We start from the raw sequence: 26,808 nt of genomic DNA on the forward strand, positions 1-26,808 counted from the left end.
TCACTTGGCCCTGATCACCTCAAGTCGACCGCCTGGCCTTTTCCTCGATGCCCGAAACCCCTTCGCGGCGTTCCAGTTCGGCGCGCACATCATCGAACGACAGCCCGGCATCGGCCAGCAGCACGGCGAGGTGGAACATCAGGTCGGCGCTTTCCGAAACCATGCCAGCCTTGTCGTCGCCGATCGCGGCGATCACCACTTCCACGGCTTCCTCGCCCAGTTTCTGGGCCATCTTGGCGCGGCCCTTGGCGGTGAGTTTCGCCACGTACGACGTCGCCGGATCGCCGCCGCGTCGTTCGATGATGGTGGCCAGCAACTGGTCAAAGCGCTCCATGAAACACCTCGCGAACAGGCAGGCCAGCCTCAGCCAGCGCCGCGCGCGCCTCGGCCACGGTCACTTCGCCGAAATGGAAGATGGAAGCCGCCAGCACGGCCGAAGCATGGCCATCGCGCACGCCGCTGACAAGATCGGCGACGCCGCCGACACCGCCCGAGGCCACCACCGGCACCGGCACCGCGTCGGCGATGGTGCGGGTGAGCGCCAGGTCGTAACCGGCCCTGGTGCCGTCGCGGTCCATCGAGGTGAGCAGGATTTCGCCAGCGCCCAGCCTGGCGGCTTCGATGGCATAGGCCACCGCGTCGATGCCGGTCGCCTTGCGGCCGCCGTGGGTGAAGATTTCCCATTTGCCGGGGCCGACGGCCTTGGCGTCCACTGCCACCACCACGCATTGCTCGCCAAAGCGCATGGCAAGTTCGCCAATCAGCGCGGGCCGCGCCACGGCGGCGCTGTTCACCGCCACCTTGTCCGCCCCGGCCAGCAGCAGCGCGCGCGCGTCCTCCACCGAGCGCACACCGCCACCAACGGTGAGCGGCATGAAGCACTGATCGGCGGTGCGCTCGACGATATCGAGCAGGGTGCCGCGGTTCTCGTGGCTGGCGGTGATATCGAGGAAGCAGAGCTCGTCCGCACCGGCCGCATCATAGGCGGCGGCGGCCTGCACCGGATCGCCGGCATCGCGCAGGGCGACGAAGTTGACGCCCTTCACCACGCGGCCATTGGCGACATCGAGGCAGGGGATGATGCGGACGGCCAGCGTCATGCCGCCACCCTGATGGCCTCGGCCAGATCAAGCCGGCCATCATAGAGCGCGCGGCCGGTGATGACGCCTTCGATACCGTGCTTGCCGATCAGCGCATGGATGTCGGCGATGGAGGCCACCCCGCCCGAGGCAATCACCGGCAGGCTGGTCGCGGCGGCCAGCGCCACCGTGGCTTCGACATTCACGCCCTTCAGCATGCCATCACGGCCGACATCGGTGAACAGCACGGCGGCCACGCCGGCATCCTCGAACTGCTTCGCCAATTCGGCGACGGGCAGCGTCGACACATCGGCCCAGCCACGCGTCGCGACCATGCCGTCGCGGGCATCGACGGCGACGACGATGGTACCGGGATGATCCTTGGCCAGGCCCTGCACCAGATCGGGATTTTCCAGCGCCGCCGTGCCCATCACCACGCGCCACACGCCGGCGGCCAGCCAGCCTTCGACATGCGCGGCCGTGCGGATGCCGCCGCCGACCTGCACCTTGCCTTCGCCGAAACCGGACAATGCAGCCTTCACGCCGTCCGCGTTGCGGCTGTCACCAGCAAAGGCGCCATCCAGATCGACCACGTGCAGATGCGTCGCCCCGGCAGCGCGAAACAGCGCCGCCTGCGCCGCCGGATCATCGGCGTAGACGGTGGCGCGGTTCATGTCGCCTTCGGCCAGCCGCACGCACTGGCCGCCCTTCAGATCGATGGCCGGGAAGATGATCATGAGCTGAGCCAGTTCGACAGGAAGGCCAGACCATAGGCCTGGCTCTTTTCCGGGTGAAATTGAACGCCGGTGATGTGCCCGCGCTTGACGATGGCGGCAAAGCGCCCGCCGTGATCGCTCACCGCCTGCACATCGGCCGGATCGTCGGGCGTGAAGGCGTAGCTGTGCACGAAATAGGCATCACCCGATGGCACCGGCGCGCCGTTCACCGCCTCGACGCGGTTCCAGCCCATGTGCGGGATCTTCAGCGCCGGGTCGGACGGCGTGAGGCGCTCGACCCTGCCCGGCAGCCAGCCCAGGCCCTTGTGCACGCCATGTTCGTGGCCTTCGCTGGCCAGCAACTGCATGCCGACACAGATGCCCAGGAACGGCACGCCGCGCCCGTTCACCGCTTCGTTCAGCGCCGCCTCGATGCCGGTCCGTTCGCGCAGCTGGTTGATGCACTGGGCAAACGCCCCCACGCCGGGCAGCACGATGCGCGCCGCGCCCGCAATCACCGCCGGATCATCGGTGACCACCACGCGCGCACCCGCCCGCTCCAGCGCCCGCGCCGCGGAGCGCAGGTTGCCGGCGCCATAATCAACCAGCGCAACCGTGTCAGGCACCGCCCCCAGAGCCTCCCAATGTGCCCTTGGTCGACGGGATCGCGTCGCTCTTGCGCGGATCAATCGCCACCGCCGCGCGCAGCGCCCGCGCGAGCCCCTTGAAGCAGCTTTCGGCGATATGGTGATTGTTGACGCCATAGAGCGTCTCGATGTGCAGCGTGATCCCCGCACTGCCGGCAAAGGCGGCGAAGAATTCCTTGAACATCTCGGTATCCAGCGTGCCCAGCTTGGGCTGGCTGAACGATGTGCGCCACACCAGATAGGGCCGGCCCGAAATGTCGAGCGCGACGCGGGTGAGCGTTTCATCCATCGGGATCAGTGCATCACCATAGCGGGTGATGCCGCGCCGGTCGCCCAGCGCGCGTGCCACGGCTTCGCCCAGCGCGATGCCGGTGTCTTCGGTAGTGTGGTGGCCATCGATGTGCAGATCGCCCGTGGTCTTCACGGTGAGATCAATGAGACTGTGCCGCGACAATTGCTCCAGCATGTGATCGAGGAACCCGATGCCGGTCGACACGTCGTACGTGCCGCTGCCGTCGAGGTTCACATGGACCTCGACCTGGGTTTCCTTGGTCACGCGGGAAATGCTTGCCGTGCGCGCTGTCATGAGCCTGCTCCTTGGGCGCAGCGCCTAGAGCATTGCCGCACAGGCGGCAAGTTTGCCCGCCGACATGCGTCGGCCCGCCGCCCCTAACCCGCCTGCGTCGTCTGCCGCTCCACCCGTGCCGCTTCGTCCTTGCGGGCGATGGTGGAGCGCAGCTTGATCAGGTTGGACAGCATTTCATACCAGAACGGTGCGCCCAAAGAGAGCAGGCCAAGCGACAGGAACATGCCGGTCACCTGCAGGCCCCACGGCACCCAGCCCCGCTGCCAGTTGCTCAGCCATTTTTCGTGGCTGTCGGGCCAGGTCACCAGCCCCAGCTTAGTGGCCTGCGACAGGCCCATGCAATCGGCATAGCCGCCAAGCCCGGCTTCCTTTGCCGTTTTGCCGGCGATGATTGCGGCCGCCTCCTTCTCGGCAGCAACACGTGTGCTCAGCAGATGGTCTTGCGCGCATTGCTCTGCCTTGGCTTTGGCCTTGGCTGCATCGTCTCCCGATGCGGGATCGCCTGCCTCCACGGCCTTGATCGCCGATGCCACCACCTTGTCCCGCAACGCGCTATCGGCATTCAGCCGGGCCAGCAGATCGAAACTGTCCAGCTGCAGCACGAGCACCAGCGCGAAACTGATGCCCGTCGTCCAGTTGCGCACCCGCGCCGTGAAGGCAGCTTCCACCCGGTCGATGGTCTGATCATACCAGCCAACCAGCTTGGACATGAACGGCTTCACCGGGTCAGACGCCAGAAACACTTCCAGCATCGCCTGATCCGAACGCCGGCTGCTGGACCATGTCGGCTCCTGCAGCTCCAGCGCCGCCACCCGGTCGCGCACCTTCACCAACAGCGCACGTGCCTCGGCTGCCGTCTGCACACCAATCAGATCGCGCGCCTGCTGGCGCACCGGCGCCAGTTCATCCTTGGTCTGATCATCGCTCTGGGTTCCCGCAAAATCCAGCAACAGCCGCACGAACTCCTCGCGGTGCATCACGGCGGCGCGCGCACGGGCAACCGGCTTCTGCACATGGCTTGAATCGACCAGCTTGCAGAGCCACGCCCAGACATCGCGTGCCAGCACCACCAATCCAGCGCGACGGGGGGAGAGCAGCGGATCACGCAGGATATGATCAATCAGGCCACGCGCACCATCGTCCAGCGTCTTGCCGGTCGCGGGATCATGCGAAATGCGCAGCACCAGATCGATCAGGCCATTTTGCAGCGAGACGCCCTTCAGATTGCCCAGATACACCGGCACCGCCTGCACCATCGCCGTCACCGCCAGGCTGAGCACCAGCATGGTGAAGACAAAACCGATCATCACATCAAGATAATGCAGCACGATCATTCCCCCGAATGAAGTATCCCACCATAACCGGTTTGAGGACCGGCGTCGCGCGTGTCGCAGCACCCTTTTTTCGCAGCCGGCCACATCCTACATGGACCGTATGAAAGGCCTTCCCTTATGAGCGAACTTCCCCAATTTCACGGCACCACCATCGTTTCCGTCCGCAAGGGCGGGCAGGTTGTCGTAGCCGGCGACGGCCAGGTGACGATGGGGCAGACCGTGATGAAGCCCAATGCCAGGAAGGTGCGCCGTCTGGGGCCGAAGGGCGAGGTGATTGGCGGGTTCGCCGGCGCCACGGCTGATGCCTTCACCCTGTTCGAACGGCTGGAAGCCAAGCTGGAACGCCACCCCGGCCAGCTGATGCGCGCCGCCGTTGAACTGGCCAAGGATTGGCGGACGGACCGCTATTTGCGCCGTCTCGAAGCCATGATGATCGTCGCAGACGCAACCGTCACACTGGTGATCACCGGCAATGGCGATGTGCTGGAACCGGTGGGCGGCATCGCGGCGATTGGCTCGGGCGGCAATTTCGCGCTGGCTGCCGCCCGCGCGCTGGCCGATTCCGATCACAGCGCCGAAACCATCGCGCGCAAGGCCATGAAGATTGCGGCCGATCTGTGCGTTTACACCAACGAGGAACTGACCGTGGAGGCCATCGAACTGTGAGCGCCGATCTGACCCCCCGCGAGATCGTTGCGGCGCTCGATCGCCACATCATAGGCCAGGATGATGCCAAGCGCGCCGTCGCCGTTGCCCTCAGGAACCGCTGGCGCCGCCAGCAATTGCCCGACGATCTGCGCGATGAAGTGGTGCCCAAGAATATATTGATGATCGGCCCCACCGGCTGCGGCAAGACCGAGATCAGCCGGCGGCTGGCGAAGCTGGCGGGCGCGCCCTTCATCAAGGTGGAAGCCACCAAGTTCACCGAAGTCGGCTACGTCGGCCGCGACGTCGATTCGATCATCCGCGACCTGGTGGAGGAATCGATCCGCCTCGTCCGCGAAGCCCGCCGCAGCGCCGTGAAGGACAAGGCGGAAGACGCCGCGCTCGCCCGCCTGCTCGATGCGCTGGTGGGCAAGGATGCCAGCGAAGCCACGCGCCTCGCCTTCCGCCAGCGTTTCGAAGCCGGCGATCTGAAAGGCCGCGAGGTGGAGATCGAAGTGGCCGACGCGCCGCCCAGCTTCGAAATGCCCGGCATGCAGCCCGGCCAGGTTGGCATGATCAACCTGTCCGACATGATGGCCAAGGCGATGGGCGGCCGCACGAAGCGCCGCAAGCTGAAGGTGGGTGAAGCCTGGGAGGCGCTGCTGGCTGAAGAATCCGACAAGCGCCTCGATGACGAGGAAATCCAGCGCGAAGCCGTGCGCAATGCGGAAAGCCAGGGCATCGTGTTCCTGGACGAGGTGGACAAGATCGCCGTCTCCGACGTGCGCGGCGGCAGCGTTTCCCGCGAAGGCGTGCAGCGCGACCTGCTCCCCCTGATCGAAGGCACCACCGTCGCCACCAAGTACGGCCCGGTGAAGACCGACCATATCCTCTTCATCGCCTCGGGCGCCTTCCACGTCGCCAAGCCATCCGACCTGCTGCCCGAACTGCAAGGCCGCCTGCCGATCCGTGTCGAACTGAAGGGCCTGACCGAAGAAGATTTCCGCCGCATCCTCTCCGACACCGATGCCAGCCTGATCCGCCAGTACGCCGCCCTGCTCGCCACCGAAGGCGTGACGCTGACGATCACGCCCGACGGCATCGACGCCATCGCCCGCACCGCCGCCCAGGTGAACGAGACGGTGGAAAACATCGGCGCCCGCCGCCTGCACACGGTGATGGAAAAGCTGCTGGAATCCGTCAGCTTCGACGCCAGCGAACGCGGCGGCGACACGGTGACGGTGGACGCGGCGATGGTGGCGAAGGAGCTGGGCGACATCGCGGGGAATCGCGATTTGTCGAAGTATATCCTGTAAGGGGCCTCCGGCGGGCAGGGTCGCAGACCCTGCACCCGTTTGTTTTCGGGCGTCCCCCAACCAACAACACTTGTCATGCTGGCGCAGGCCAGCATCCATCGTGTCGTCGCGCGCAAGAGCCGAAATCCCGGCACCACCGTGGATGCTGGCCTGCGCCAGCATGACGACCCAATTTGAACAGGAGCCGTCCAAAATCGAAAGCGGGTGCAGGGGCTCAGCCCCTGCCCGCCGGAGGCCCGCTTACTTCTTCTTAGGCGCAGCCTTCTTCTTTGCCGCTGGCTTCTTGGCTGCTGCCTTCTTCGCCGGGGCCTTCCTGCCCTTCTTGGCCGGCGCTGCGGCTGCGCGCGCGGCCAGCAGGGCCACGGCTTCGTCCAGCGTCACTGCGGTCGGTTCCGCACCCTTGGGCAGGGTGGCGTTGGTGGTACCGTCGCTCACATACGGCCCATAGCGCCCGGCCAGCACGCGCACGTTCGCGCCTGATTCCGGATGCGCGCCCAGTTCGGCCAGCGCGGTTGCTGCGCCGCGCTGGGGCCGGCCGCCGTTGGCTTTCGCGGCGGCGGCTTCGGCCAGTTTCACCACGGCGGCGTTCATGCCGGTTTCAAACACTTCGGCCGTGCTCGACAGGCGGCCATAGGCACCGTTGTGCGCCAGATACGGCCCATAGCGGCCGATGCTCGCCGTGATCGGCTCACCGGTTTCCGGGTGGGGGCCGATGGTGCGCGGCAGGTTGAGCAGCTTGATCGCCCACTCGATGTCTTCCGGCCCGGTGATGCTCACGTCCTTGGGGATGGAGGCCCGGGCCGGCTTCTCGCCTTCGCCGCGCTGCACGAAGCGGCCAAAGCGGCCGGTGCGCACGCTGATCGGCTCGTTCGTGTCCGGATCATTGCCCAGTTCCAGCGGTCCATCGTTCGCCCCGCCTTCACTGGCAAACGGCCGCGTATATTTGCATTCCGGATAGTTGGAGCACGCCACAAACGCCCCGAACCGCCCGGTCTTCAGGCTCAGCCGCCCCGCCGCACACTTCGGGCACAGGCGCGGATCCACCCCGTCGCCCTTGTCGGGAAACAGGAACGGCGCCAGATATTCGTCCAGCGCGGCGGTCACGTCCGAAGGCCGCTGCTCCATGATCTCGGCGGTTTTCGGCTGGAAATCCGCCCAGAACGACCGCAGCAATTCCAGGTAGCTGGCATCGCCGGCCGACACATCATCCAGCTGGTTTTCCAGGCCCGCGGTGAAATCATACTCCACGTATCGCGTGAAGAACCGCTCCAGGAACGCCGTCACCAGCCGGCCCTTTTCCTCGGCGAAAAACCGGTTCTTCTCCACCCGCACATAGGCCCGGTCGCGCAGCGTCTGCAGCGTGCTGGCATAGGTGGAGGGCCGCCCGATGCCGAGCTCCTCCAGCTTCTTCACCAGCGTCGCTTCCGAAAAGCGCGCGGGCGGCTCGGTAAAGCTCTGGATCGCCTCCACCGTTTTGGACGCGCAGCGATCGCCGCCGGCCAGCCGTGGCAGGCGGGCACCATCGTCATCGTCTTCCGCCGGTTCATCGCGGCCTTCGGTATAGAGCGTCAAAAACCCCGGCGTGATCACCACCTGGCCGGTGGCCTTCAAACCGTGGCGGCCATCATCATCGAACAATTCTACCGTGGTGCGCTCCAGCTTGGCGCTCGCCATCTGGCTGGCCACCGTGCGGTTCCAGATCAGCGCATAGAGCCGCTCCGCATCCGAATCGGCGCGGCCGGGTCGGCGCGAGAAATCCGTCGGGCGAATGGCTTCGTGGGCTTCCTGGGCGTTCTTCGCCTTGGTGGCATAGAAACGCGGCTTTTCCGGCAGCACCTCGGGCTTTGCCCCGTAGTCGCGCGCGATCAGATCACGAACAGCATTCATGGCTTCGCCGGCGATCTGCACGCCGTCGGTCCGCATATAGGTGATGTGGCCATCTTCATACAGGTTCTGCGCCACCCGCATGGTGTGGCTGGCGTTGAAGCCCAGCCGGCGCGATGCCTCCTGTTGCAGGGTCGATGTGGTGAACGGCGGCGCCGGGTTGCGGCTCACCGGTTTGGTCTCCACCGTCCGCACGGTAAATCCATTCTTCTCAATGGCTTCCCGCGCAGCATTGGCTGCAGCATTGGTCAGATCAAACTGGCCCAGTTTCTTGCCGCCCAGCACCGCCAGCCGCGCCTTGAAGGTGGCGCCGTTGGGCGCAATCATCTCGGCATCGACGCGCCAATATTCGCGCGCCACGTGCGCTTCGATCTCGCGCTCGCGCTCCACCACCAGGCGCAGCGCGACCGATTGCACGCGGCCCGCGCTCTTCGCGCCGGGCAGTTTGCGCCACAGCACCGGGGAAAGCGTGAAGCCCACCAGATAATCCAGCGCGCGGCGCGCCAGATAGGCATCGATCAGCGGCTGATCCAGATCGCGCGGCGCCTGCATGGCGCGCGTCACGGCCGTCTTGGTGATTTCATTGAACGTCACCCGCCGCGCGCCGCCGGGCGGCAACGCCTTCTTGGCCTTCAACACTTCCAGCAGGTGCCACGAAATCGCCTCGCCCTCGCGATCAGGGTCGGTGGCCAGGATGACCTGGGTGCTGCGCTTGGCCGCGTCCGAAATCGCCTTCAGCTGCTTGGCGCGATCGGCCGAAACCTCCCACTCCATGGCGAAATCCTGGCCTGGGTCGACCGATCCATCGCGGGCCGGCAGATCGCGCACATGCCCGAAACTGGCGAGCACCTCATACTCACTGCCCAGATATTTATTGATGGTCTTCGCCTTGGCCGGCGATTCAACGATGACAAGCTGCATATTGGTCCTCACGTGTACGCGCGAGGGTGGGGGGCCGGAGCGAGGGGCGTCAAGGGGTGAGGGGACGCAGGGTGTTACACCGGCACCTTCAACAATTGGGACGCGAGCAGCCTGCGCGGACACAGTAATTACTGCTGCTCAATCGGCCGGAAATGCATAGCAAAAGAGCAGAAATAACACGGGCTTTCCTGTAGGCAGCTTGCATCTGCGTATAGGTAACATATCATCGTCGCTTGGATTCGTTCTGCGGGAAATTTTATACCCCCGGGGACTAAAAGCTGACATTTGGGCAGTTCCGGATTGGAGTGGTAGTGGGAAGACTGGCAGATTGGTGCGCAGGACAGCCGCCTTGGGCGGTGGATGCGATGCAGCGCGTTGCGACCTCCTCCACAGTGACGACCAATGACGTCGGCGCGCTAGTTAATCGTATCGCGCTCGTACACGGGTTGACGGTTGAGGGTTCCCACCCGTTCCTGGTGTTCGACGAGAGCTCGGTCGTTACGCTGGCGAATAGCCCAGACGACGTAATCCTGCGATCGGTTGGCCCTTTGAAAGGGCTAGATCGCTTGGTTCCCGACCAAGTCCTGAACTTCGCTATCGATGGCGTGACCGTGATCTTTGGCGAAAATGGGTCAGGAAAGAGCGGATACACCCGCGCGCTACGACAATTGTGCAGCGCAAGAAAAGAGCCCGAGTTGCAATGCGACGTGTTTGCTGACGGCACGGAGCCAGCCAAATCAATTACCTATACCTACCAGCAAGGCGCAAACGCGCCGCTATCCGAAACCTGGGCTGAAGGCGAAGTGAAGCCTAACCCGCTGGCAGGAATCACGTTGCTCGATACCGATAACCTGCGCGTCTATGTTGAGAGCAAAAATGAGATTCTTTATTTGCCACCCGAGGTGGCATGTGTTGGTCGGCTCGCTGACCTGTATAGAGCGGCGGCCGCTCAATATCGAACTTGGATCGATGCAAATACACAGCAATATGGTGCGAATTTTGGAGCGCATTATCAACAGGGCACAACAGCTGCTCAACTGAGTGCACGTCTTCAGATCGGAACGCCTGAAAGCAAACTGCCTACAGAGGAAGAATTGCGGACTGCCGCCGTTTGGACGCAAGAGCTTGAAGCCGAGTTAGGGCGCTTGAGAGAGCAAGTCGTTCAAGGCCCGGCAGCAGTGGCTAGCCAGTTTGATCGCATTGCCGCTGCTTGCACTTCGGTGGTCGACGACTTAAGCCGCAGCGCGCCGCCTCTAGCTGACATGATGATCGGCCTAGACGCAGTTGCCATTCAGACACATGAGGAGAAAAGGCGAATTGCCGACACGTTGCGTGCCGAGCAGATTGGGTCACAACCGATTTCGGCTACGGGATCGGATTCATGGAAGGCATTGTTTCAGTGGGCCAGACACTTCGCGGCTGAAGCGGGCGTAAGACAAGCGGGTGAGCCATTCGAAGCAGGCGATCCGTGCCCGCTCTGCCAGCAAGGCTTGAGTGCAGATGCTGCGAAGCGGCTCGCTGCTTTCGATTCGTATGTGGAAGGACGGGCGGCTCAGGAGGAAGATGCCGCGCATAAGGCTATCCAAAGCCGCGTTGCGGCATTGCGCGATCTGACTTTCAAGAACCAATCGGAACTGACTGCCTTGCTTGGCGAGACGGCAACTTACGGTCCAGAAGCCGCATTGCTCGTACAACAAGCCGTCGCGTTTAGCGCTGAGCTACAGGCTCGACGCGACAAACAGGTCCAATATCTGGAAGCGGGTCGCCTGCAACCATTGTCCCCATTGCCTGCGTCGCCAATCGAAGGGTTACGCAACTTTAGCGCAATGCTAACCACGCAGGCTGCCGCGCTTCGCTCTGGGGACGATCAGACAGTTAGGATCGCGGCCCGGATCGCCGAATTGAGCGCGCAAAGGCAGTTTCACGCACAGCTCGACGAAGCAATCGTGAGACGACGCGCCCTTTTTGCGACTCTCCGCTACAAGGAATGTGAAGCGGCACTCAATACGGGTCCGCTATCGCGCCTCATCTCGTCGTTACGGAAGGAGCTGACATCGCCAGATCTGAAAGCGAGAATCGAAGCTGAAATTGCCGGCTTCGCCCTTACACACATTCCCTTGAAGTTTTGCGACGAAAGCGAAAAAGGGGTGAGCTTCTTCGAAGTCGAACTGGCGACGGATAGAAAAGCGAAAAAATCGCGGGTCTTGAGCGAGGGTGAACAGCGCGCCTTAAGTCTCGCCTGCTTCCTTGCTGAAACACACGTGGCGGGAAAGCGTTCAGGAATCATACTTGATGATCCCGTCACCAGCCTAGATCATGGCCGGGTTCGTCGTGTAGCACGCCGCTTGATCGACGAGGCGGCCAAGGGCCGGCAGATAATCATTTTTACTCACAACTTGGTTTTTTACCATGAACTGATGCTGGCATGTATCGACAGAGCAAATCCTGTGGCTGCTCTGCCATGTTTGATCCAACAGGGTGGGCCTGGTGAGTTTGGTGTGGTCTCAGTAGGCGACGAGCCTTGGGTAGCGCGCAAAGTCAAGGATCGTGAACTGACCCTCAAAGCCATGATCGACGCCATCCCGGATGATTTAGTAACGACGAGCGAGGAGTATCGCCGCCGCTGCACCGCCTTCTACGCTGCTCTCCGTGAAACTTGGGAACGCGCAGTGGAAGAATTAGTCTTGAACGATGTTGTGCGGCGTTTTGGATCAGATGTCGGCACGTTGCGGCTTGCTGGCGTGGAAGTGACCGACGATGACTTCATGTCGGTCTATCGCGCCATGAAACGCGCTTCAGAGTTCTCGGGCCACGATCAAGCGGCGGGCCGTCAAATCGAGACGCCGTCAAAGGATCAGATGAAGGCCGACCGGGATGAGCTGATCGCGTTCAGGGTAATCAAGGCAAAGACAAATAACGCCGCCGACAAGCGCCGCAAAGATATGGCATCAGGACCACCCATGGCGACTATAGGCTAGACTACCAGTGATTACTCTGGCGCTATCTAGCCGAAAACACCCCCTCACCCCAACGCCACCCGCGCACCGGCGTGGCGCACCAGCGCGCCTTCCAGTTCCAGGTCCAGCAGCACGCTCGCCACTTGCGCAGGCGGCAGCCTGGTGAGGCGGATGAGATCGTCGATGGGCACGGCCGTGGGGGAGAGCAGGGCGAGAAGCGCCGCGCGGGCCGCCGGATCGGGGGTGAGGGCGGGGCCGAAGTCTGGCAGCGGGAGCGGCTCGGCGACGTTCAGGGGCAGCGCGGGCTGGCCGGAGAGGGTGGAGAGCGCCTCCAGCACGTCGGCCGCCGTCTGGATCAGCGTGGCGCCTTCGCGGATGAGCAGGTTGCAGCCCTGCGCGCGCGGATCGAGCGGGGAGCCGGGCACGGCCATCACCTCCCGCCCCAGATCGGCCGCGATGCGCGCCGTGATCAGGCTGCCCGATTTGGGCGCGCCTTCCACCACGATGGTGCCGGCCGAAAGCCCCGCGATGATGCGGTTGCGGCGCGGGAAATGGCGGGCCTGCGGCTCGACCCCCGGCGGCTGTTCGGCGATCACCAGGCCTTGATCGGCGATGCGCGCCATCAGATCGGCGTGATCGGGCGGATAGGGCACGTCCACCCCGCCGGCGACCACCGCGATGGTGCCGCGATCCAGCGCCGCCGCGTGCGCCGCCGCATCGATGCCGCGCGCCAGGCCGGAAACGACGACATAATCCGCCTCTGCCAGATCCATCGCCAGTTGCCGGGCAAAGCGCGTGCCCGCCGCGCTGGCGTTGCGGGCGCCGACGATGGCCACCGCGGGCCGATCGAGCAGGGCGAGGTCTCCCCGGGCATAGAGCACGGGCGGGGCGGTTTCGGTGCCGGCCAGCAGCGCGGGATAATCCGGGGTGCCGAGGAAGAGCAGATCCGCGCCCAAAGTGGCGGCGGTTTCGAGTTCGGCGAGGGCTTCGGATTCGGGGTGCAGCGCGAGGCTGCGATTGCCGCGCCGGGCGAGATCGGGCAGCGCCTTCAGCGCGGTTTCGGCATCGCCAAAGCGTGCGATGAGCTGGCGATAGGTGACCGGGCCAATCGAATCGGTGCGGATCAAGCGCAGCCGGGCGACTGCATCCGACGGCAGGCTCATTTGGCCTTTTGCCCGATTTTCGATTCGGTGCCGGCGGCGAGGCGGCTGAGGTTATCGCGGTGCTGGAAGATCAGCAGCGCCGCCAGCGCGGCCAGGTGCGTGGCCCAGCCGAGATTGCCGGTGAGGAACCAGACGGCGATCGGGCAGGCGATGGCGGCGAGCATGCCGCCCACACTTGAATAGCGCGTGGCCAGTGCGCCGCCGAGCCAGGTTGCCAGCGCGATGACGCCGGCGAGCGGGGCAGCGGCCAGAGTCACCCCCAAAATCGTCGCGACGCCCTTTCCTCCACGAAATTTGAGCCAAATAGGAAAACAATGGCCCACGAAAGCCGCTGTGCCGGACACGACCGCCCCCACTTCGCCACCCAGCCACCGCCCGATGGCCACCGCCGCCACCCCTTTGCCAGCGTCCAGCAGCAAAGTGGCCGCCGCCAAGCCCTTGTTTCCGGTGCGCAAGACATTGGTGGTGCCGATGTTGCCGCTGCCCACTTGCCGGATATCGATGCCGATCATCCGGGTGAGCAGGAGCCCGAACGGGATCGAGCCGAGGAAATAGCCGATGGCGAGAGGAATCCAGTCCATAGCAGCAGCCTAGCGGGCGGGCCGGGCTGCGTCTATGCTTCACGCCAAGAGGGGGAAGTGCATGAAAACGTTGATCGCCATCGCGCTGGGACTGCTGGCCAGCACCGCAAGCGCCCAGATGAAGCCCACCCCGCCGCGCGACACCGCGCTGGCCGCTGGACCGTATGAAACGCTGGTGATCCGGGGCGCCACCATCATCACCGGCAACGGTGGCCCGCCGCAGGGGCCAGCCGATATCATCATAAGTAGCGGAAAAATCACCGATATCCGCCCTGCTGGCACCCCCGGCCTGCCGATGAAGGCCAATCGCCCGCCGCAGAACCCCACCCGCGAGATCGACGCCACCGGCATGTATGTCCTGCCCGGTTTCGTGGACATGCACGGCCACAACGGCGATCCCGACAAGATGGACGACCCCAGCTACGCCTGGCGGCTGTGGCTGGCGCACGGGGTGACGACGGTGCGCGGCGTGTCCTTCTTTGGCGGCGACGTTTCGCGCGCCTTTGATGAGCGCAAGCGGGCCGCGGCGGGCGAGATCATCGCACCAAGGCTTTATGTTTATCAGACACTTGGTAGTGGCGCCAACGCCGGCTGGAAGGGCGGGCGCGTGACGACGCCGGAAAAGGCGCGCGAGTGGGTGCGCTGGGCGGCGAGCGCGGGCATCGACGGCATCAAGTTCTTCAACCGCGGCGACGAGACTCCGGAGATCGACCGTGCCGCCATTGCCGAGGCGAAGAAACTGGGCCTGGGCACGGTCGCGCACCTCAGCCAGCCCAACATCGCCGAGTTCAACGCCCGCGATGCCGCCGCCGCCGGCCTGGGCACCATCACCCATTTTTACGGGCATTTTGAAAGCCTTCTGAAGGATCGCCGCGTGCAGGACACGCCGGCCGATTACAACTTCAACGATGAGCAGAAGCGTTTTGGCGGCATCGCCGAGATCTGGAACCAGATCCACGAACCCGGCGGGCCGGAGTGGGTGGAGTATCTGAAGGCGCAGAAGGCCGCCGGCGTGGTTTTCGATCCCACCTTCAACATCTACAGCGCCAGCCGCGATCTGATGCGCGCCAAGCGGGCCGAATGGCACGATCGCTACACGCTGCCGAGCCTGACCGGCTTCTTCGAGAGCAACCGCGACAACCACGGCAGCTATTTCTTCGACTGGACCAGCGAGCGCGAATATGAATGGCGGCGCTTCTACACGCGCTACATGCAATTGGTGAATGATTACAAGAATATGGGCGGCCGGGTGACGACCGGCAGCGACCCGGGTTTCATCTGGCAGACGTGGGGTTTCGGTTACATCCTGGAGCTGGAACTGCTGCGCGAGGCCGGCTTTGCGCCACTGGAGGTGATCCAGTCTGCCACCATCAACGGCGCCCGCACGCTGGAGGAGCCCAAGGGCCACGAGCCGGATTTCGGCTTGGTGCGGGTGGGCATGCGCGCTGATCTGATCGTGGTGCCGGAAAACCCGCTGCATAATCTGAAGACGCTCTATGGCACCGGCTTTGCCCGGCTGGATGAAGCGACGCAGAAGACGGTAGTGAAGGGCGGCATCCGCTGGACCATCCGCGATGGCATCGTGCACGACGTGCCGGCGCTGCTGAAGAGCGTGGAGGACCAAGTGGCGGCGGCGAAGGCGAAGCCGTGAAGCTGGCCAGCATCGCCGATTACCGGGCAGCGTCCCGGCGGCGGGTGCCGCGGTTCCTGTTCGATTACACCGATGGCGGCAGCTATGCCGAGCAGACGCTGGCGGCGAATGTCGGCGATCTGGCAGCAGTGCAGCTGGATCAGCGGGTGCTGGTGGATGTGTCGCGCGTCGAGACGCGGGTGAAATTGCTGGGGCAGACGCTGGCAATGCCGGTGATTCTCGCGCCGGTCGGGCTGGCGGGGCTGCACGCAAGGCGCGGCGAAGTGCAGGCGTGGCGCGCGGCGCGGGAAGCGGGGGTGGCGATGGCGCTGTCCACCGTGTCGATATGCAGCCTGGCAGAAGTGACGACGGGCGGCGGCGCGGCGCCGTGGTTCCAGCTTTATCTGACCAGGGACAAGGGCGCGAACGCGGCGATGATCGCCGAAGCGAAAGCGCAGGGCTGCCCGGCGCTGATGCTGACGGTGGATCTGCCCACCCCCGGCGCGCGCTATCGCGATGTGCGCTCCAGCCTCACCGGCGCGCCGGGCCTCGCTGGCACACTGCACCGCGCGGCCCAGGTGGCGGCGCGGCCGCGCTGGGCGGTGGATGTGGGGCTGTTTGGCGGGCCGGTGGCGATGGGCAATCTCACCCGGCTGGTGGGGGCAACCGCGCCGCTGTCGGACTATCTGGGCTGGCTGGCGCGCAATTTTGATGCCAGCGCCGATTGGGACCGGTTTGCCTGGGTGCGATCGCTGTGGCCGGGGCCGCTGATCGTGAAGGGGATCCTGCACCCCGATGATGCCGCGCTGGCGGTGCAGCACGGCGCCGATGCCATCGTGGTGTCCAATCACGGCGGCCGGCAGCTGGATGGCGCGATATCGGCGGTGCGCGCCCTGCCGGCGATCATGGACCGGCTGGGCGGCTGCATTCCCGTGCTCGCCGATGGCGGCGTGCGTTCCGGATTGGATGTGCTGCGCTATCACATGCTGGGTGCGGCGGCGGTGATGATCGGCCGGCCCTGGGTGTGGGGGCTGGGCGCCGGCGGGCAGGCCGGGGTGGCGCATGTGCTGCAGCTGATCCGCGCCGAGCTGGAAACCGCAATGGCGCTCACTGGTCGCACCCGGCTGGCCTGATGGCCAAATCCGCTGTATCGCGCCCGATATGACCGACCGGTTGACCATCGCCTTTGCCCAGTTGAGCGCCAGCGTCGGCGATCTTGCCGGCAATGCCGACGCCATATTGGCCGCCCGTGCCAAGGCGGCGGGGGCCGATCTGCTGGTGACGCCCGAATTGTCGGTGGTCGGCTATCCGCCGGAAGATCTGGTGCTGAAACCAGCCTTTGTCGCGGCCGCGCGGCAGCAGGTCGAGCGGCTGGCGGCAGCCACGGCGACAAGCGGCCCGGCGCTGCTGGTCGGCGCGCCGTGGGCCGAAGAAGGCCATGTCTACAACGTGATGGCAATGCTGGATGGCGGCCGCATCGCCGGGATCACCCGCAAGCATGATCTCCCCAATTATGGCACGTTCGATGAAAAGCGGGTGTTTGCCGCCGGGCCGCTGCCCGGCCCGCTGGTGTTTCGCGGCGTGCGGCTGGGCGTGCCGATCTGCGAGGATATCTGGTCGCCCGAAGTGTGCGAGTGCCTGGCCGAAACCGGCGCCGAGTTGCTGATTGCCCCCAACGGCAGCCCGTTCGAGCTGGGCAAGGACGATATTCGCCTCAACGTGGCGGTGGCGCGCGTGGTCGAAACCGGCTTGCCCTTGGCCTATCTCAACCGCGCCGGCGGGCAGGATGAACTTGTGTTCGATGGCGCGTCGTTCGTGTTGAATGCGACACGCACCCTGGCCCACCAACTGCCGATGTGGGACGATGAAGTGCGGCTGACACATTGGCAGCGCGGGCCGCAAGGCTGGCACTGCACGCCGGGTGAAATCACCGCGGCCGATGACGAACTGGCCGCCATCTATCACGCGATGCTGGTGGGCCTGCGCGATTATGTGAACCGCAATCGCTTCCCCGGCGTGGTGCTCGGCCTGTCGGGCGGGATTGATTCGGCGCTGTCGGCGGCCGTCGCGGTCGACGCACTGGGCGCTGATCGCGTGTGGTGCGTGATGATGCCCAGCCCGTTCACCAGCAACGAGAGCCTGGACGATGCGGCGCAATGCGCAGCGATGCTGGGCTGCCGGCTCGACACGGTGCGCATCGAACCGGCGATGACAGCGTTCGACACGATGCTGGCGCCACTGTTCGACGGCCGCCAGCGCGACATTGCCGAAGAAAATATCCAGTCGCGCATCCGTGGCCTTACCCTGATGGGCCTTTCGAACAAGTTCGGCCCGATGCTGCTCACCACCGGCAACAAGAGCGAGATGAGCGTCGGCTATGCCACCATCTATGGCGACATGGCCGGCGGCTATTCGGTGCTGAAGGACCTGTACAAGACGACCGTGTTTCGCGTGTCGGAATGGCGCAACGCCAACACGCCGCGGCTGTCGATCGGCCCCGCCGGCCCGGTGATGCCGGTACGCGTCATCACCAAGCCGCCCACCGCCGAACTGCGCGAGAACCAGAAGGACGAAGACAGTCTGCCGCCCTATGATCTGCTCGATCGCATCCTCTACGGCCTGGTGGAGCAGGAACGATCGGCCAGTGATCTGGTGGCCGAAGGGTTGGATGCCGCCACCGTCGCCCGCATCGAACGGCTGCTGTATATCGCCGAATACAAGCGCCGGCAGGCGCCGCCCGGCGTGAAGATCGGCCGCCGCAATTTCGGCCGGGACCGCCGCTATCCGATCAGCAATGCGTTTCGCACGGCCTGAACTGCTGGCGGCACTGCTGCTGGCGGCCACGCCGGCGCTGGCGGCGCGCAAGCCCAGAGTGCCGCCTCCGCCGCCATTGCCGCCGCTGGTGCTGCCGGCCGCAGCACCCGTGATCGACGCGCAGATTGCCGGACAGCCTGTACGGCTGACAGTGGACTGGGGCGGCGACCCGATGGTGCTGGTCAGCCCCGAGGCCGCTGCGCGCCTGCAGCTGGCCAGCAACAGCCGCGCCGGCGGGCAGGAGGTAAGCCGCGGCCGCTTCCGGGTTTCGGTGGGGCAGACCCACGTGGCCGTGCCGTTCAGCCGCGAATTGCTGGCCATCGCCGGGCGGTCATTGACGGTGCCGGTGTTGACCCCGGTGGCTCCGCCAGCCGGCCAGGCCCCTGGCAGCGACGGCGTGATCGGCCTGCCGCTGCTGCCGCATGACGAGGTGCAGCTGGTCTATCGAGCGGCCACAGCGCGGGACCGGCTGACCGGAGTCAACGCCGGCACCAGCGATCGCAGCAGCAGCCTGACGTTTGAATGGCCGCTCCCGGGCCAGCCGCCCATCGAGGTGGAACTGCACCAGCTGCGCCCCGCCAGCGTGGCCAGCGTGTCTGCGGCCAGCCGGCTGGCCGCAGCGGGCGACGGCAAGCTGACCGGCGCGGTACGGCGGGTGGCCATCGGGTTTGGCGTGGCCCGACCGGTGCGCACGCTGGTGCTGGCGAGGCCATTGCCGGTTGCCGGCATCATGCTGGCCAAGGTGGATGTGCGGCTGTTCGATTGGGCCGGGCGTGCCGATCTGCCGCCCGATGCCGATGATAGCGAAGGGGCGATGGTGACGGCCAGCCGCGGCCGCCAGAGCGGCTGGCCGATCCTGAAACTGGGCCGTGATGTGCTGGATGGCTGTGCCAGCATCACCTGGCGCCGCGATGTCGGCACGCCGGGCCGCGGCAGTTTTGATCTGCACTGCTGAAACCCTCGCATTTCCACTTGGTCAGATCAAATTGCGCGCAAAATTCTTGCCGCACGGCCCCAGCAGCGCAATGATGCAGCAAAAGGCCCGCAAATCTGGGCCAAATGGGGAGGAAGCGAACATGGACATGAACCGCAGAGACACGCTTGGTCTGGCTGCCAGCGCCGCCGCCATCGGTGCCTTGGGTGCGGCCGCACCGGCCGCCGCGCAGATGGGCGCGCGCCGGCTGGGCTCCAAGGAAAAGGTCGCCTATTGGGTGGCCACGGTCACGCCTTGCGATGCCAGGGGCATGTTCGATCCCGGCGCCATGAAAGCGGTGATGGAATGGCACCAGAAGTGCGGCGCCGATGGCGTGGTCGTGCTCGGCACTTCGGGTGAGTTCCCCAGCTTCTCGGTGGCGGAACGCAAGCTCGTCACCGAAACCGCCATGAAGCACAAGGGCAACATGAACATCATGGTCGGCCCCGGCACGCCCAACATCGTCGAGACCATCGATCTGGCGAAGCACGCCCAGTCCGTGGGCGCCGATGGCCTGCTGGTGATCCCGCCCTTCTATTTCAACCAGCCGCCCACCGAAGGCCTGATCCACTATTACACCCAGCTGTTCGAAGCTGTGTCGATCCCGATCAACCTCTACCATATCCCCGGTACGTCAGAGGTGGCGATCACCATCGAGCTGCTGAAGGCCATGATGAAATATCCGCACCTGGCCGGCATCAAGGATTCATCGGGCAACGCCGAAGGCTTTGCCGAATTCCTCAAGGGCTTCCCGGAACTCAACATGCGCTGCGGCACGTCGAACAACCTGATCCCGGCCGTTGAAGCCGGCATGGGTGCCATCCTGGCCGACGGCAACATGTTCAGCGACAAGAGCGCCGACATCTTCAAGACCTACCGCGCCAAGGGCGACTGGAAGGCCAAGCTGAACCATCTGCGCGCCGCCGGGGCGATGATGCGTGATCACCACATGGGCGCCAACACCTATGCGGCGATGAAGTACGTCCTGTCGCTGCGCATGGGCGGCCCGATGATGTATGCGCGCACCCCCTATCCGCAGCTGACCGACGCGCAGAAGGCCAGCCTGAAGGCGGGGCTCGACAAGGTGATGCAGATGCCGGCGGCCTGACGGTCAACACCGCGCGCATCATCCATCAAGGGGCAAACACATGAAGATCATTTCCACCCTGCCGCTGTCGGTCGCTGCGGCGCTGATGCTCACCACCTCTGCACTGGCGCAGACGCCGGGCAAGGAAGGCGTCGCTGCCGCGCGCACCACCAACGGTGTCGCCAACTGGACCACCTACAACGCCGATCTGAAGGGCAGCCGCTATTCGCCGCTCGATCAGATCAATCCGGACAATTTCAAGGATCTTGAGATCGCCTGGCGCTTCAAGACCGACATTCTGGGCAGCCGCCCGGAATACAAGCTGGAATCGACCCCGCTCGCCGTTGATGGCGTGATCTACACCACCGGCGGCACCCGCCGCGCCGTCGTCGCGCTGAACGGCGCCACCGGTGAGCTGTTGTGGCAATATGCCATGCACGAAGGCAAGCGCTCGGCCGAAAGCCCGCGCGCCCTCTCCGGCCGCGGCCTGTCCTACTGGACGGACGGCACCAGGCGCCGCATCCTCTATGTCACCATCGGCTATCGCCTCGTCAGCCTTGATGCTGACACCGGCCGCCCCGATCCGGACTTCGGCACCAATGGCGTGGTCGATCTGAAGACCGATTTCGATCAGGATCTGGGCGATCTCGATACCGGCGAAGTCGGCGTTCACTCTGCGCCGGCGGTTTCGGGCAACACCATCATCATCGGCGCCGCCTTCCGCGAAGGCTTCACGCCCAAGACCCACAACAACACCAAGGGCTATGTGCGCGCCTTCGACGTGCGCACCGGCAAGCGCATGTGGACCTTCCACACCGTGCCGAAGAAGGGCGAGTTCGGCTATGAGACCTGGCTGAACAATTCGGCCGACGTGAACGGCAATACCGGTGTGTGGACGCAGGTGTCGGTCGATGAGGATCTGGGCCTGGCCTATCTCGCGGTGGAATCGCCGACGTCGGACTTTTTCGGCGGCAAGCGCCCCGGCCCCAATCTGTTCGGCAACAGCCTGGTCGCGGTCGATCTGAAAACGGGTGAGCGCCGCTGGCACTTCCAGCTGATCCACCACGAGATCTGGGATCTCGACAACAGCAGCGCCCCGCTGCTGATGGACGTGACGGTGGACGGCAAGCCACGCAAGGTTGTCGGCCTGCCATCAAAGCAGGGCTTCTTCTACGTTTTCGATCGCGCGACCGGCGTGCCGGTGTGGCCGATCAAGGAAACCAAGGTGGCCAAGGGCAATGTGCCCGGCGAATGGTACAGCCCCACCCAGCCGATCCCGTCGAAGCCGCCAGTCTACGCCCGCAACGGCGTCGAGGAGAAGGACCTGATCGATTTCACGCCTGACATGAAGAAGAAGGCGCTGGAGCTGACCAGCAACTATGTGCTCGGCCCCGTCTACACCCCGCCCATCGTCTCCACGCCGGAGAAGTTCGGGGTGATCAACAACTGGGCGCAGGGCGGCACCAACTGGCCGGGCGGCTCGTTCGATCCAGAAACCGGCATCGCTTACGTTTATGCCTGCGGCGCCTGCATCTCCTCGACCGGCCTGTTGCCGCCGCCGGCCGGGCTTTCGGACATTCCGCTGGTGGTGGGCGTGGCCGGCCAGCCGGTGGTGATGATCAAGGGCCCCGGCGAAGGGGCGGGCGCCGACAGCCCGGCCCCGTCCACGCCCGTTGGCGCCAGCAGCGGCCCGCCGCGTCTGGCCGTCGACGGCCTGCCGCTGGTGAAGCCGCCCTATGGCACGATCAGCGCCATCGATGTGAACAATGGCACCATCAAATGGCAGGTGGCCCATGGTGAAACACCGGATTTCGTGCGCAATCACCCGGTGATCAAGGCGATGGGCGGCATCCCGCGCACCGGCCAATCCACCTACCAGATCGGCACGCTGGTGACGAAGGGCCTGGTGATTGCCGGTGAAAACCAGTTCACCCGCACCGAAGACCGGCCACGCGGCGCCATGCTGCGCGCCTATGACAAGCAGAGCGGCAAGGAAGTGGGCGCGGTTTTCATGCCATCCACCCAATCCGGTTCGCCGATGACCTATATGGTGAACGGCAAGCAGTATATCATCGTGCCGACCAGCGGCGGCAATGCATCGGGCGAATTCCTCGCCTATGCACTGCCCAGCAAGCGATAAGGAACCAGTGACGTGAAGATTGCCCTGCCCCTTTTGATTGCGTTCGGCCTTGCTGGTGCTGCTGTCGCCCAGGATGCCGGCAAATCGGTGTGGCAGGGCATCTACACCAGCGAACAGGCAGACCGTGGCGCTGGCGTCTATGCCCAGCGCTGCGGTGCCTGCCACGGCGCGGCGCTGAACGGCACCGGCGAAGCGCCGCCGCTGATCGGCGGCGAATTTGTTTCGCATTGGGACACGATGACGGTGGGCGACCTCTATGACCGGGTGCGCACCACCATGCCGCAGAACGACCCGATGTCGATGACGCGCGAAGAATATGCCGATGTGCTGGCCTTCCTGTTGAAGAACAACGGTTTCCCAGCCGGTAGCCAGCCAATGGACAAACGTTCGGAAGTGCTGGCGACCATCGGCATCACGGCAGAAAAACCCGCCAGCAGCGGCGGCTGAACAAGCAAGGGGGACGCAATGAAGCGGATCATCACAGCGGCGCTGCTGCTGGCCGGCAGTGTCGTGCACGCGCAGCAGGCGACGTCTCCGCCCGCGCCCCCGCAGCGCCCGGTGTGGACGGTCGAAACCCTGCCCAAGCCGGCGCCGCTGACGCCCGAAACCAACAGGCAGCCCAACCCCTATCGCAGCGAACTGGGCTTCCTGAAGCTGCCCGCAGGGCGCGCGATGGGATCGACCAGCGCGGTCGCGGTGGACAGCAAGGGCCATATCTGGGTCGCCGAACGGTGCGGGGCCAATCTGTGCGCCACCAGCGCCATCGATCCGATCATGGAGTTCGACGCAGCGGGCAATTTCATCAAGGCCTTCGGCGGCGGCCTGACCGTGTTCCCGCACGGTTTCTATATTGATGCGCAGGACAATGTCTGGCTCACCGATGCCCGGGTGGCGGCCGGCAAGGGCGCGACGGTGATGAAGTTCTCCCCGGAAGGCAAATTGCTGATGACGCTCGGCAAGCCCGGCGTGCAGGGCAAGAGCACCGACCTGTTCACCGAGCCCAATGCCGTGATCGTCGCGAAGAACGGCGATATTTTCGTTTCGGATGGCCATGAGGCCGATCGTGGCGTCGCCCGCATCCTGAAGTACGACAAGACCGGCAAGTTCCTCCTGCAATGGGGCCAGCCCGGCAAGGGCCAGGGCGATCTGGAAGTGCCGCACGCGCTGGCGATGGATTCGAAGGGCCTGCTCTATGTCGGTGACCGCTGGAACAACCGCGTGCAGGTCTACACGCAAAAGGGCAAGTTGCTGAAAAGCTGGACACAGTTCGGCCGCCCGTCGGGCCTGTTCATCGATCAGAATGACATTCTTTACAGCGGCGATTCGGAAAGCCGCCGCCCGGTCGGCTATGGCTACAACCCAGGCTGGCAGCGCGGCATCCGCATCGGCAGCGTGAAGGATGGCAAGGTGACGGCCTTCATCCCCGATCCCGATCCCAACCCCGACGCCGGCGCCACCAGCGGCGCCGAAGGCCTGTGGGTGGACAGGAACGGCGTGATCTACGGCGCGCAGGTGAAGGAACGCACCGTCGCGCGGCATATCCGCCAGTAACGGCAACGCCGTCCCCGCAGCCGAAGGCGACCGAAGGTCTGCGGGACGGGAGTTGGTTCCATCCGCTGGCAATCGCGGCTATGGCCAGCGCCATGATCGTCACCCGCTTCGCTCCCTCGCCCACTGGCCGCCTCCACGCCGGCAATATCCGCACGGCGTTGGTCAACTGGCTGCTCGCCCGTTCGGCGGGTGGCCGCTTTGTGCTGCGGCTGGATGATACCGATCTGGCGCGCTCGACCGCGGAATCGGCCCAGTCCATCCGCGACGATCTCGCCTGGCTGGGCCTGACGCCGGATGTTGAGGTCAAGCAGTCTGATCGGTTCGACCGCTATGAGGACGCGTTGGCCCGGCTCGCCGCGCAGGGCCGGGCCTATCCCTGCTATGAAACCGCCGAAGAGCTGGAACTGAAGCGCCGCGTTGCCCTGTCGCGCGGGCTGCCGCCCATTTACGACCGCGCCGCCCTGGCGCTGAGCGACGCCGACAAGACGAAGCTGGAGGCCGAGGGCCGCAAGCCACACTGGCGCTTCAAGATGGACGAAACCGCCGATGTCGAATGGCAGGACGGTGTGCGCGGCCACTGCCATTTCCCGGCTGGCGCGTTGGCCGATCCGGTGGTGCGCCGCGCCGATGGCTCGTGGCTCTACATGCTGCCGTCAGTGGTGGATGATATCGATCTGGGCATCACCGATATCGCGCGCGGTGAAGACCATGTCACCAACAGCGCCGTGCAGCTGCAGATGTTTGCCGCGCTGGGTGCCACGCCCCCACGCCTCGCCCACATGGCGTTGTTCACCGGCAAGGATGCGGCGCTGTCAAAGCGGCTGGGTTCGGAAGGTGTCGATGCGTGGCGGGAACAGGGCATCGAGCCGGTGGCCGTCGCCGCCCTGCTCGCCCGCCTGGGCACTTCGCAGCCGGTGGAGCCGATGGCCCGCCTGGCCGATCTGCTGCCCGGCTTTGCGCTCAGCCACTTCGGCCGCGCCCCGGCCCGCTTTGACCCGGCGGACCTCACCAGCCTGTCCGCCCGCTGCCTGCATCACATGAACCACGCCGATGTTGCCGATCGCCTGCCGGCCAGCATTGGCGAACGGGAATGGCTGGCGATCCGGCCCAACCTCACCCGCCTCGATGAAGCCGAAGCCTGGCACGCCATCATCGCCGGCCCGATCAACGCCGAAGCCGAAGAGCCCGCGTATCTCGCTGCGGCTGCCGCCACCCTGGCCGAACTGGCATGGGGCGACGATATCTGGAACCGGCTGATCGAAGCGCTGAAGGCCAGCACCGGCCGCAAGGGCAAGGCCCTGTTTCTGCCGCTGCGCCTGGCGCTGACCGGCCAGCCGCATGGGCCGGAAATGGCGGCCCTGCTACCGCTGATTGGGCGGGAGGAGGCCCTGCGGCGACTGGGCGGCTGAGCGCCGCAGCGGGCCAAAGATTCTCCTATCGAAAATAACAGTCCATGTTATTCTATAACGGCACCGCAGACATGGCGGAACGCCGGCACAGTGCCTGAAGGGGGCGGCCCCCGTCCCCTCTTCTTGGGAGGACTGCACATGGACAGACTTACGACCCGCGCATCCGGTTTCGTCGCCACCGCCGCCGTGCATGTCGGCATCGCCGCCCTGCTGCTGGCCGGCTGGCAGGTGACCCGACCCAAGCCGCAGCCAAAGCCGATCATCGCCGTTCCGATTCCCGTTCCCGTTGATCGCCCCGATGTGGTGGCGCCGCGTACCAGCGAACTGCCGGTCAGCATCGACATCGCCCAGCCGGTCTGGGACGAAGCCCAGCCCGACCGGGTGGTGACTCCGCCGATCGACCGGGCGACCGGCGGCACCGAGAGCGACAACACCGCCATCGCCCAGCCGCCGCTGCCACCGCCCGTCGCCAGCGGACCAACGCGGGGCGCCCGGCTGATCGCCGCCACGACCATGCAGCCGCCCTATCCGTCCGCCTCGCGCGCACTGGGGGAAGAAGGCAGCGTGGAACTGATGGTGAGCTTCGACGAGCGCGGCCAGGTGACGGGCGTGAACCTGCTGCGATCATCGGGCCACGCAAGGCTGGACGCCTCCGCCATCGCCTTTGCCCTGAAACGCTGGCGCTTCGAAGCCGCGCTGGAAAACGGCAAGCCGGTGGCCGCCAACCGGCGCTTCACCATCCGCTTCAGCCTGTCTGCGGGCTGAACCCAGCGCAGGGGCGGCCGCAAAAGGCCTGGATTGACCATGGCCGCCCCTGTGCCAATCTGCGGCCATGAAGCTGCTCTTCCTCCACGGCCCGCCCGCCGCCGGCAAATATACCATCGCCCGCGCCGTCGCGGATGCCACTGGCTTGCCGCTGTTCCACAATCATCTGATCGTGGATGCGGTACATGCTGTCTTCCCGTTTGGTTCACCCGCATTCGTCGCCCTGCGCGAGCGTTTCTGGCTGGATGTGATCCGCGCGGCGGTGGCGGAAGACCGCTCGCTGATCTTCACCTTCCAGCCCGAATCCAGCGTGTCGCCGGGCTTTGCCGAACAGGTGGCGCGCATCGTCAACGATGCCGGCGGTCAGTGCCTGTTCGTGGCGCTGCGGCTCGATCTGGCCGGGCAGCAGGCGCGCATCGCCAATGATGATCGCGCCCGTTTCGGCAAGCTGCGCGATGTCGCCCTGCTCGAACAGCTCCACGCCGATTTCGCCGCCTGTGAAGCCGCCATGCCGCCATCGGCGCTGAACATCGACACCGCCACCACGACTCCCGCCGACGCCGCCGCCCGCATCATTGCCCTGCTGACGGCCCCCTCGTCGAATTGACGC

At 65.3% G+C, this 26,808-nt stretch carries 23 protein-coding genes; 14 read left to right on the plus strand and 9 right to left on the minus strand.

The window, feature by feature from the left end:
* Nucleotides 1-19: 19 nt before the first annotated feature.
* From D619_RS0110800 to D619_RS0110825, 6 genes are all read right to left on the minus strand, one after another.
* A complete protein-coding gene (locus tag D619_RS0110800; protein ID WP_017668606.1) occupies nt 20-334 on the minus strand; it encodes a phosphoribosyl-ATP diphosphatase in 315 nt (104 codons plus the stop codon).
* Complete coding sequence (gene hisF, locus D619_RS0110805; RefSeq protein WP_017668607.1) at nt 321-1,100, minus strand: imidazole glycerol phosphate synthase subunit HisF; 780 nt, start codon at nt 1,098-1,100, stop codon at nt 321-323. The genes D619_RS0110800 and hisF overlap by 14 nt, the downstream gene beginning before the upstream one ends.
* Entirely contained in the window at nt 1,097-1,816 is a 720-nt protein-coding gene (gene hisA, locus D619_RS0110810) for a 1-(5-phosphoribosyl)-5-[(5-phosphoribosylamino)methylideneamino]imidazole-4-carboxamide isomerase (RefSeq protein WP_017668608.1), read from the minus strand. Before hisA ends, hisF begins: the two co-directional genes overlap by 4 nt.
* Entirely contained in the window at nt 1,813-2,421 is a 609-nt protein-coding gene (gene hisH / locus D619_RS0110815) for an imidazole glycerol phosphate synthase subunit HisH (RefSeq protein ID WP_017668609.1), read from the minus strand. The genes hisA and hisH overlap by 4 nt, the downstream gene beginning before the upstream one ends.
* Nucleotides 2,414-3,028, minus strand: coding sequence for an imidazoleglycerol-phosphate dehydratase HisB (gene hisB / locus D619_RS18220; RefSeq protein ID WP_017668610.1), 615 nt, complete (start codon nt 3,026-3,028; stop codon nt 2,414-2,416). The genes hisH and hisB overlap by 8 nt, the downstream gene beginning before the upstream one ends.
* An 83-nt stretch (nt 3,029-3,111) precedes the next feature.
* Nucleotides 3,112-4,356 (minus strand): hypothetical protein, encoded by a 1,245-nt coding sequence (locus D619_RS0110825; protein ID WP_193743298.1) that lies wholly within the window; start codon nt 4,354-4,356, stop codon nt 3,112-3,114.
* A gap of 123 nt (nt 4,357-4,479) precedes the next feature.
* Here D619_RS0110825 and hslV point away from each other — a divergent pair, with 123 nt between their 5' ends.
* On the plus strand, nt 4,480-5,028 hold the full coding sequence (hslV, locus tag D619_RS0110830; RefSeq protein ID WP_017668612.1) for an ATP-dependent protease subunit HslV: 549 nt from the start codon (nt 4,480-4,482) through the stop codon (nt 5,026-5,028).
* The gene (gene hslU, locus D619_RS0110835; RefSeq protein WP_017668613.1) at nt 5,025-6,323 is read left to right on the plus strand and encodes an ATP-dependent protease ATPase subunit HslU; all 1,299 of its coding nucleotides are present in this window, start codon (nt 5,025-5,027) and stop codon (nt 6,321-6,323) included. Before hslV ends, hslU begins: the two co-directional genes overlap by 4 nt.
* Nucleotides 6,324-6,563: 240 nt before the next feature.
* On the opposite strand, the gene topA is transcribed toward hslU, so the two are convergent.
* Nucleotides 6,564-9,128, minus strand: a complete 2,565-nt coding sequence (gene topA / locus D619_RS0110845) for a type I DNA topoisomerase (RefSeq protein WP_017668615.1) — start codon at nt 9,126-9,128, stop codon at nt 6,564-6,566.
* Between the two features lie 392 nt (nt 9,129-9,520).
* Between topA and D619_RS0110850 the strand changes: the two genes are divergently transcribed.
* Nucleotides 9,521-12,106, plus strand: coding sequence for an AAA family ATPase (locus D619_RS0110850; RefSeq protein ID WP_193743299.1), 2,586 nt, complete (start codon nt 9,521-9,523; stop codon nt 12,104-12,106).
* 44 nt (nt 12,107-12,150) lie between these two features.
* Here the strand turns inward: D619_RS0110850 and dprA are convergent, their stop codons facing one another.
* On the minus strand, nt 12,151-13,248 hold the full coding sequence (gene dprA, locus D619_RS0110855; RefSeq protein ID WP_017668617.1) for a DNA-processing protein DprA: 1,098 nt from the start codon (nt 13,246-13,248) through the stop codon (nt 12,151-12,153).
* A complete protein-coding gene (plsY, locus tag D619_RS0110860) occupies nt 13,245-13,829 on the minus strand; it encodes a glycerol-3-phosphate 1-O-acyltransferase PlsY (RefSeq protein WP_017668618.1) in 585 nt (194 codons plus the stop codon). The genes dprA and plsY overlap by 4 nt, the downstream gene beginning before the upstream one ends.
* 61 nt (nt 13,830-13,890) lie before the next feature.
* On the opposite strand from plsY, the gene D619_RS0110865 reads away from it, so the two are divergent.
* The 11 genes from D619_RS0110865 (at nt 13,891) to D619_RS0110915 (ending at nt 26,805) form a co-directional block, all read left to right on the plus strand.
* Nucleotides 13,891-15,480 carry an amidohydrolase family protein gene (locus D619_RS0110865; RefSeq protein ID WP_017668619.1) on the plus strand — a complete coding sequence of 530 codons (1,590 nt, stop codon included), beginning with the start codon at nt 13,891-13,893 and terminating at the stop codon, nt 15,478-15,480.
* Entirely contained in the window at nt 15,477-16,592 is a 1,116-nt protein-coding gene (locus tag D619_RS0110870; protein ID WP_017668620.1) for an L-lactate dehydrogenase, read from the plus strand. The genes D619_RS0110865 and D619_RS0110870 overlap by 4 nt, the downstream gene beginning before the upstream one ends.
* 28 nt (nt 16,593-16,620) lie before the next feature.
* Nucleotides 16,621-18,273: an NAD+ synthase gene (locus tag D619_RS0110875; RefSeq protein WP_017668621.1), complete on the plus strand. Its 1,653-nt coding sequence runs from the start codon at nt 16,621-16,623 to the stop codon at nt 18,271-18,273.
* Complete coding sequence (locus tag D619_RS0110880; protein WP_017668622.1) at nt 18,254-19,228, plus strand: hypothetical protein; 975 nt, start codon at nt 18,254-18,256, stop codon at nt 19,226-19,228. The genes D619_RS0110875 and D619_RS0110880 overlap by 20 nt, the downstream gene beginning before the upstream one ends.
* A 121-nt stretch (nt 19,229-19,349) precedes the next feature.
* The gene (locus tag D619_RS0110885; RefSeq protein WP_193743300.1) at nt 19,350-20,354 is read left to right on the plus strand and encodes a dihydrodipicolinate synthase family protein; all 1,005 of its coding nucleotides are present in this window, start codon (nt 19,350-19,352) and stop codon (nt 20,352-20,354) included.
* A gap of 40 nt (nt 20,355-20,394) precedes the next feature.
* Nucleotides 20,395-22,473 (plus strand): PQQ-binding-like beta-propeller repeat protein, encoded by a 2,079-nt coding sequence (locus D619_RS0110890; RefSeq protein ID WP_017668624.1) that lies wholly within the window; start codon nt 20,395-20,397, stop codon nt 22,471-22,473.
* Between the two features lie 12 nt (nt 22,474-22,485).
* Nucleotides 22,486-22,920, plus strand: coding sequence for a c-type cytochrome (locus D619_RS0110895; RefSeq protein WP_017668625.1), 435 nt, complete (start codon nt 22,486-22,488; stop codon nt 22,918-22,920).
* A gap of 18 nt (nt 22,921-22,938) precedes the next feature.
* Nucleotides 22,939-24,024 carry a peptidyl-alpha-hydroxyglycine alpha-amidating lyase family protein gene (locus tag D619_RS0110900; RefSeq protein ID WP_017668626.1) on the plus strand — a complete coding sequence of 362 codons (1,086 nt, stop codon included), beginning with the start codon at nt 22,939-22,941 and terminating at the stop codon, nt 24,022-24,024.
* Nucleotides 24,025-24,116: 92 nt separating this feature from the next.
* Nucleotides 24,117-25,433: a glutamate--tRNA ligase gene (gene gltX / locus D619_RS0110905; RefSeq protein WP_026090960.1), complete on the plus strand. Its 1,317-nt coding sequence runs from the start codon at nt 24,117-24,119 to the stop codon at nt 25,431-25,433.
* Between the two features lie 138 nt (nt 25,434-25,571).
* Nucleotides 25,572-26,198, plus strand: coding sequence for an energy transducer TonB (locus D619_RS17350; protein WP_017668628.1), 627 nt, complete (start codon nt 25,572-25,574; stop codon nt 26,196-26,198).
* A gap of 67 nt (nt 26,199-26,265) precedes the next feature.
* A complete protein-coding gene (locus D619_RS0110915; protein ID WP_017668629.1) occupies nt 26,266-26,805 on the plus strand; it encodes a hypothetical protein in 540 nt (179 codons plus the stop codon).
* The last annotated feature ends 3 nt before the right edge of the window (nt 26,806-26,808 follow it).

Source organism: Sandarakinorhabdus sp. AAP62, assembly GCF_000331225.1.
In the GTDB taxonomy this organism is placed as follows: domain Bacteria; phylum Pseudomonadota; class Alphaproteobacteria; order Sphingomonadales; family Sphingomonadaceae; genus Sandarakinorhabdus.

Bases quoted from the DNA above. Each gene is read 5' to 3' on its own strand.
- gltX (WP_026090960.1), top strand. From the start codon at position 24,117: ATGATCGTCACCCGCTTCGCTCCCTCGCCCACTGGCCGCCTCCACGCC.
- D619_RS0110915 (WP_017668629.1), top strand. From the start codon at position 26,266: ATGAAGCTGCTCTTCCTCCACGGCCCGCCCGCCGCCGGCAAATATACC.
- D619_RS0110875 (WP_017668621.1), top strand. From the start codon at position 16,621: ATGACCGACCGGTTGACCATCGCCTTTGCCCAGTTGAGCGCCAGCGTC.
- hisB (WP_017668610.1), bottom strand. From the start codon at position 3,028: ATGACAGCGCGCACGGCAAGCATTTCCCGCGTGACCAAGGAAACCCAG.
- D619_RS0110880 (WP_017668622.1), top strand. From the start codon at position 18,254: ATGCGTTTCGCACGGCCTGAACTGCTGGCGGCACTGCTGCTGGCGGCC.
- hisF (WP_017668607.1), bottom strand. From the start codon at position 1,100: ATGACGCTGGCCGTCCGCATCATCCCCTGCCTCGATGTCGCCAATGGC.
- D619_RS17350 (WP_017668628.1), top strand. From the start codon at position 25,572: ATGGACAGACTTACGACCCGCGCATCCGGTTTCGTCGCCACCGCCGCC.
- D619_RS0110890 (WP_017668624.1), top strand. From the start codon at position 20,395: ATGAAGATCATTTCCACCCTGCCGCTGTCGGTCGCTGCGGCGCTGATG.
- dprA (WP_017668617.1), bottom strand. From the start codon at position 13,248: ATGAGCCTGCCGTCGGATGCAGTCGCCCGGCTGCGCTTGATCCGCACC.
- D619_RS0110885 (WP_193743300.1), top strand. From the start codon at position 19,350: ATGGACATGAACCGCAGAGACACGCTTGGTCTGGCTGCCAGCGCCGCC.
- hslV (WP_017668612.1), top strand. From the start codon at position 4,480: ATGAGCGAACTTCCCCAATTTCACGGCACCACCATCGTTTCCGTCCGC.
- D619_RS0110865 (WP_017668619.1), top strand. From the start codon at position 13,891: ATGAAAACGTTGATCGCCATCGCGCTGGGACTGCTGGCCAGCACCGCA.
- topA (WP_017668615.1), bottom strand. From the start codon at position 9,128: ATGCAGCTTGTCATCGTTGAATCGCCGGCCAAGGCGAAGACCATCAAT.
- D619_RS0110900 (WP_017668626.1), top strand. From the start codon at position 22,939: ATGAAGCGGATCATCACAGCGGCGCTGCTGCTGGCCGGCAGTGTCGTG.
- hisA (WP_017668608.1), bottom strand. From the start codon at position 1,816: ATGATCATCTTCCCGGCCATCGATCTGAAGGGCGGCCAGTGCGTGCGG.
- plsY (WP_017668618.1), bottom strand. From the start codon at position 13,829: ATGGACTGGATTCCTCTCGCCATCGGCTATTTCCTCGGCTCGATCCCG.
- D619_RS0110800 (WP_017668606.1), bottom strand. From the start codon at position 334: ATGGAGCGCTTTGACCAGTTGCTGGCCACCATCATCGAACGACGCGGC.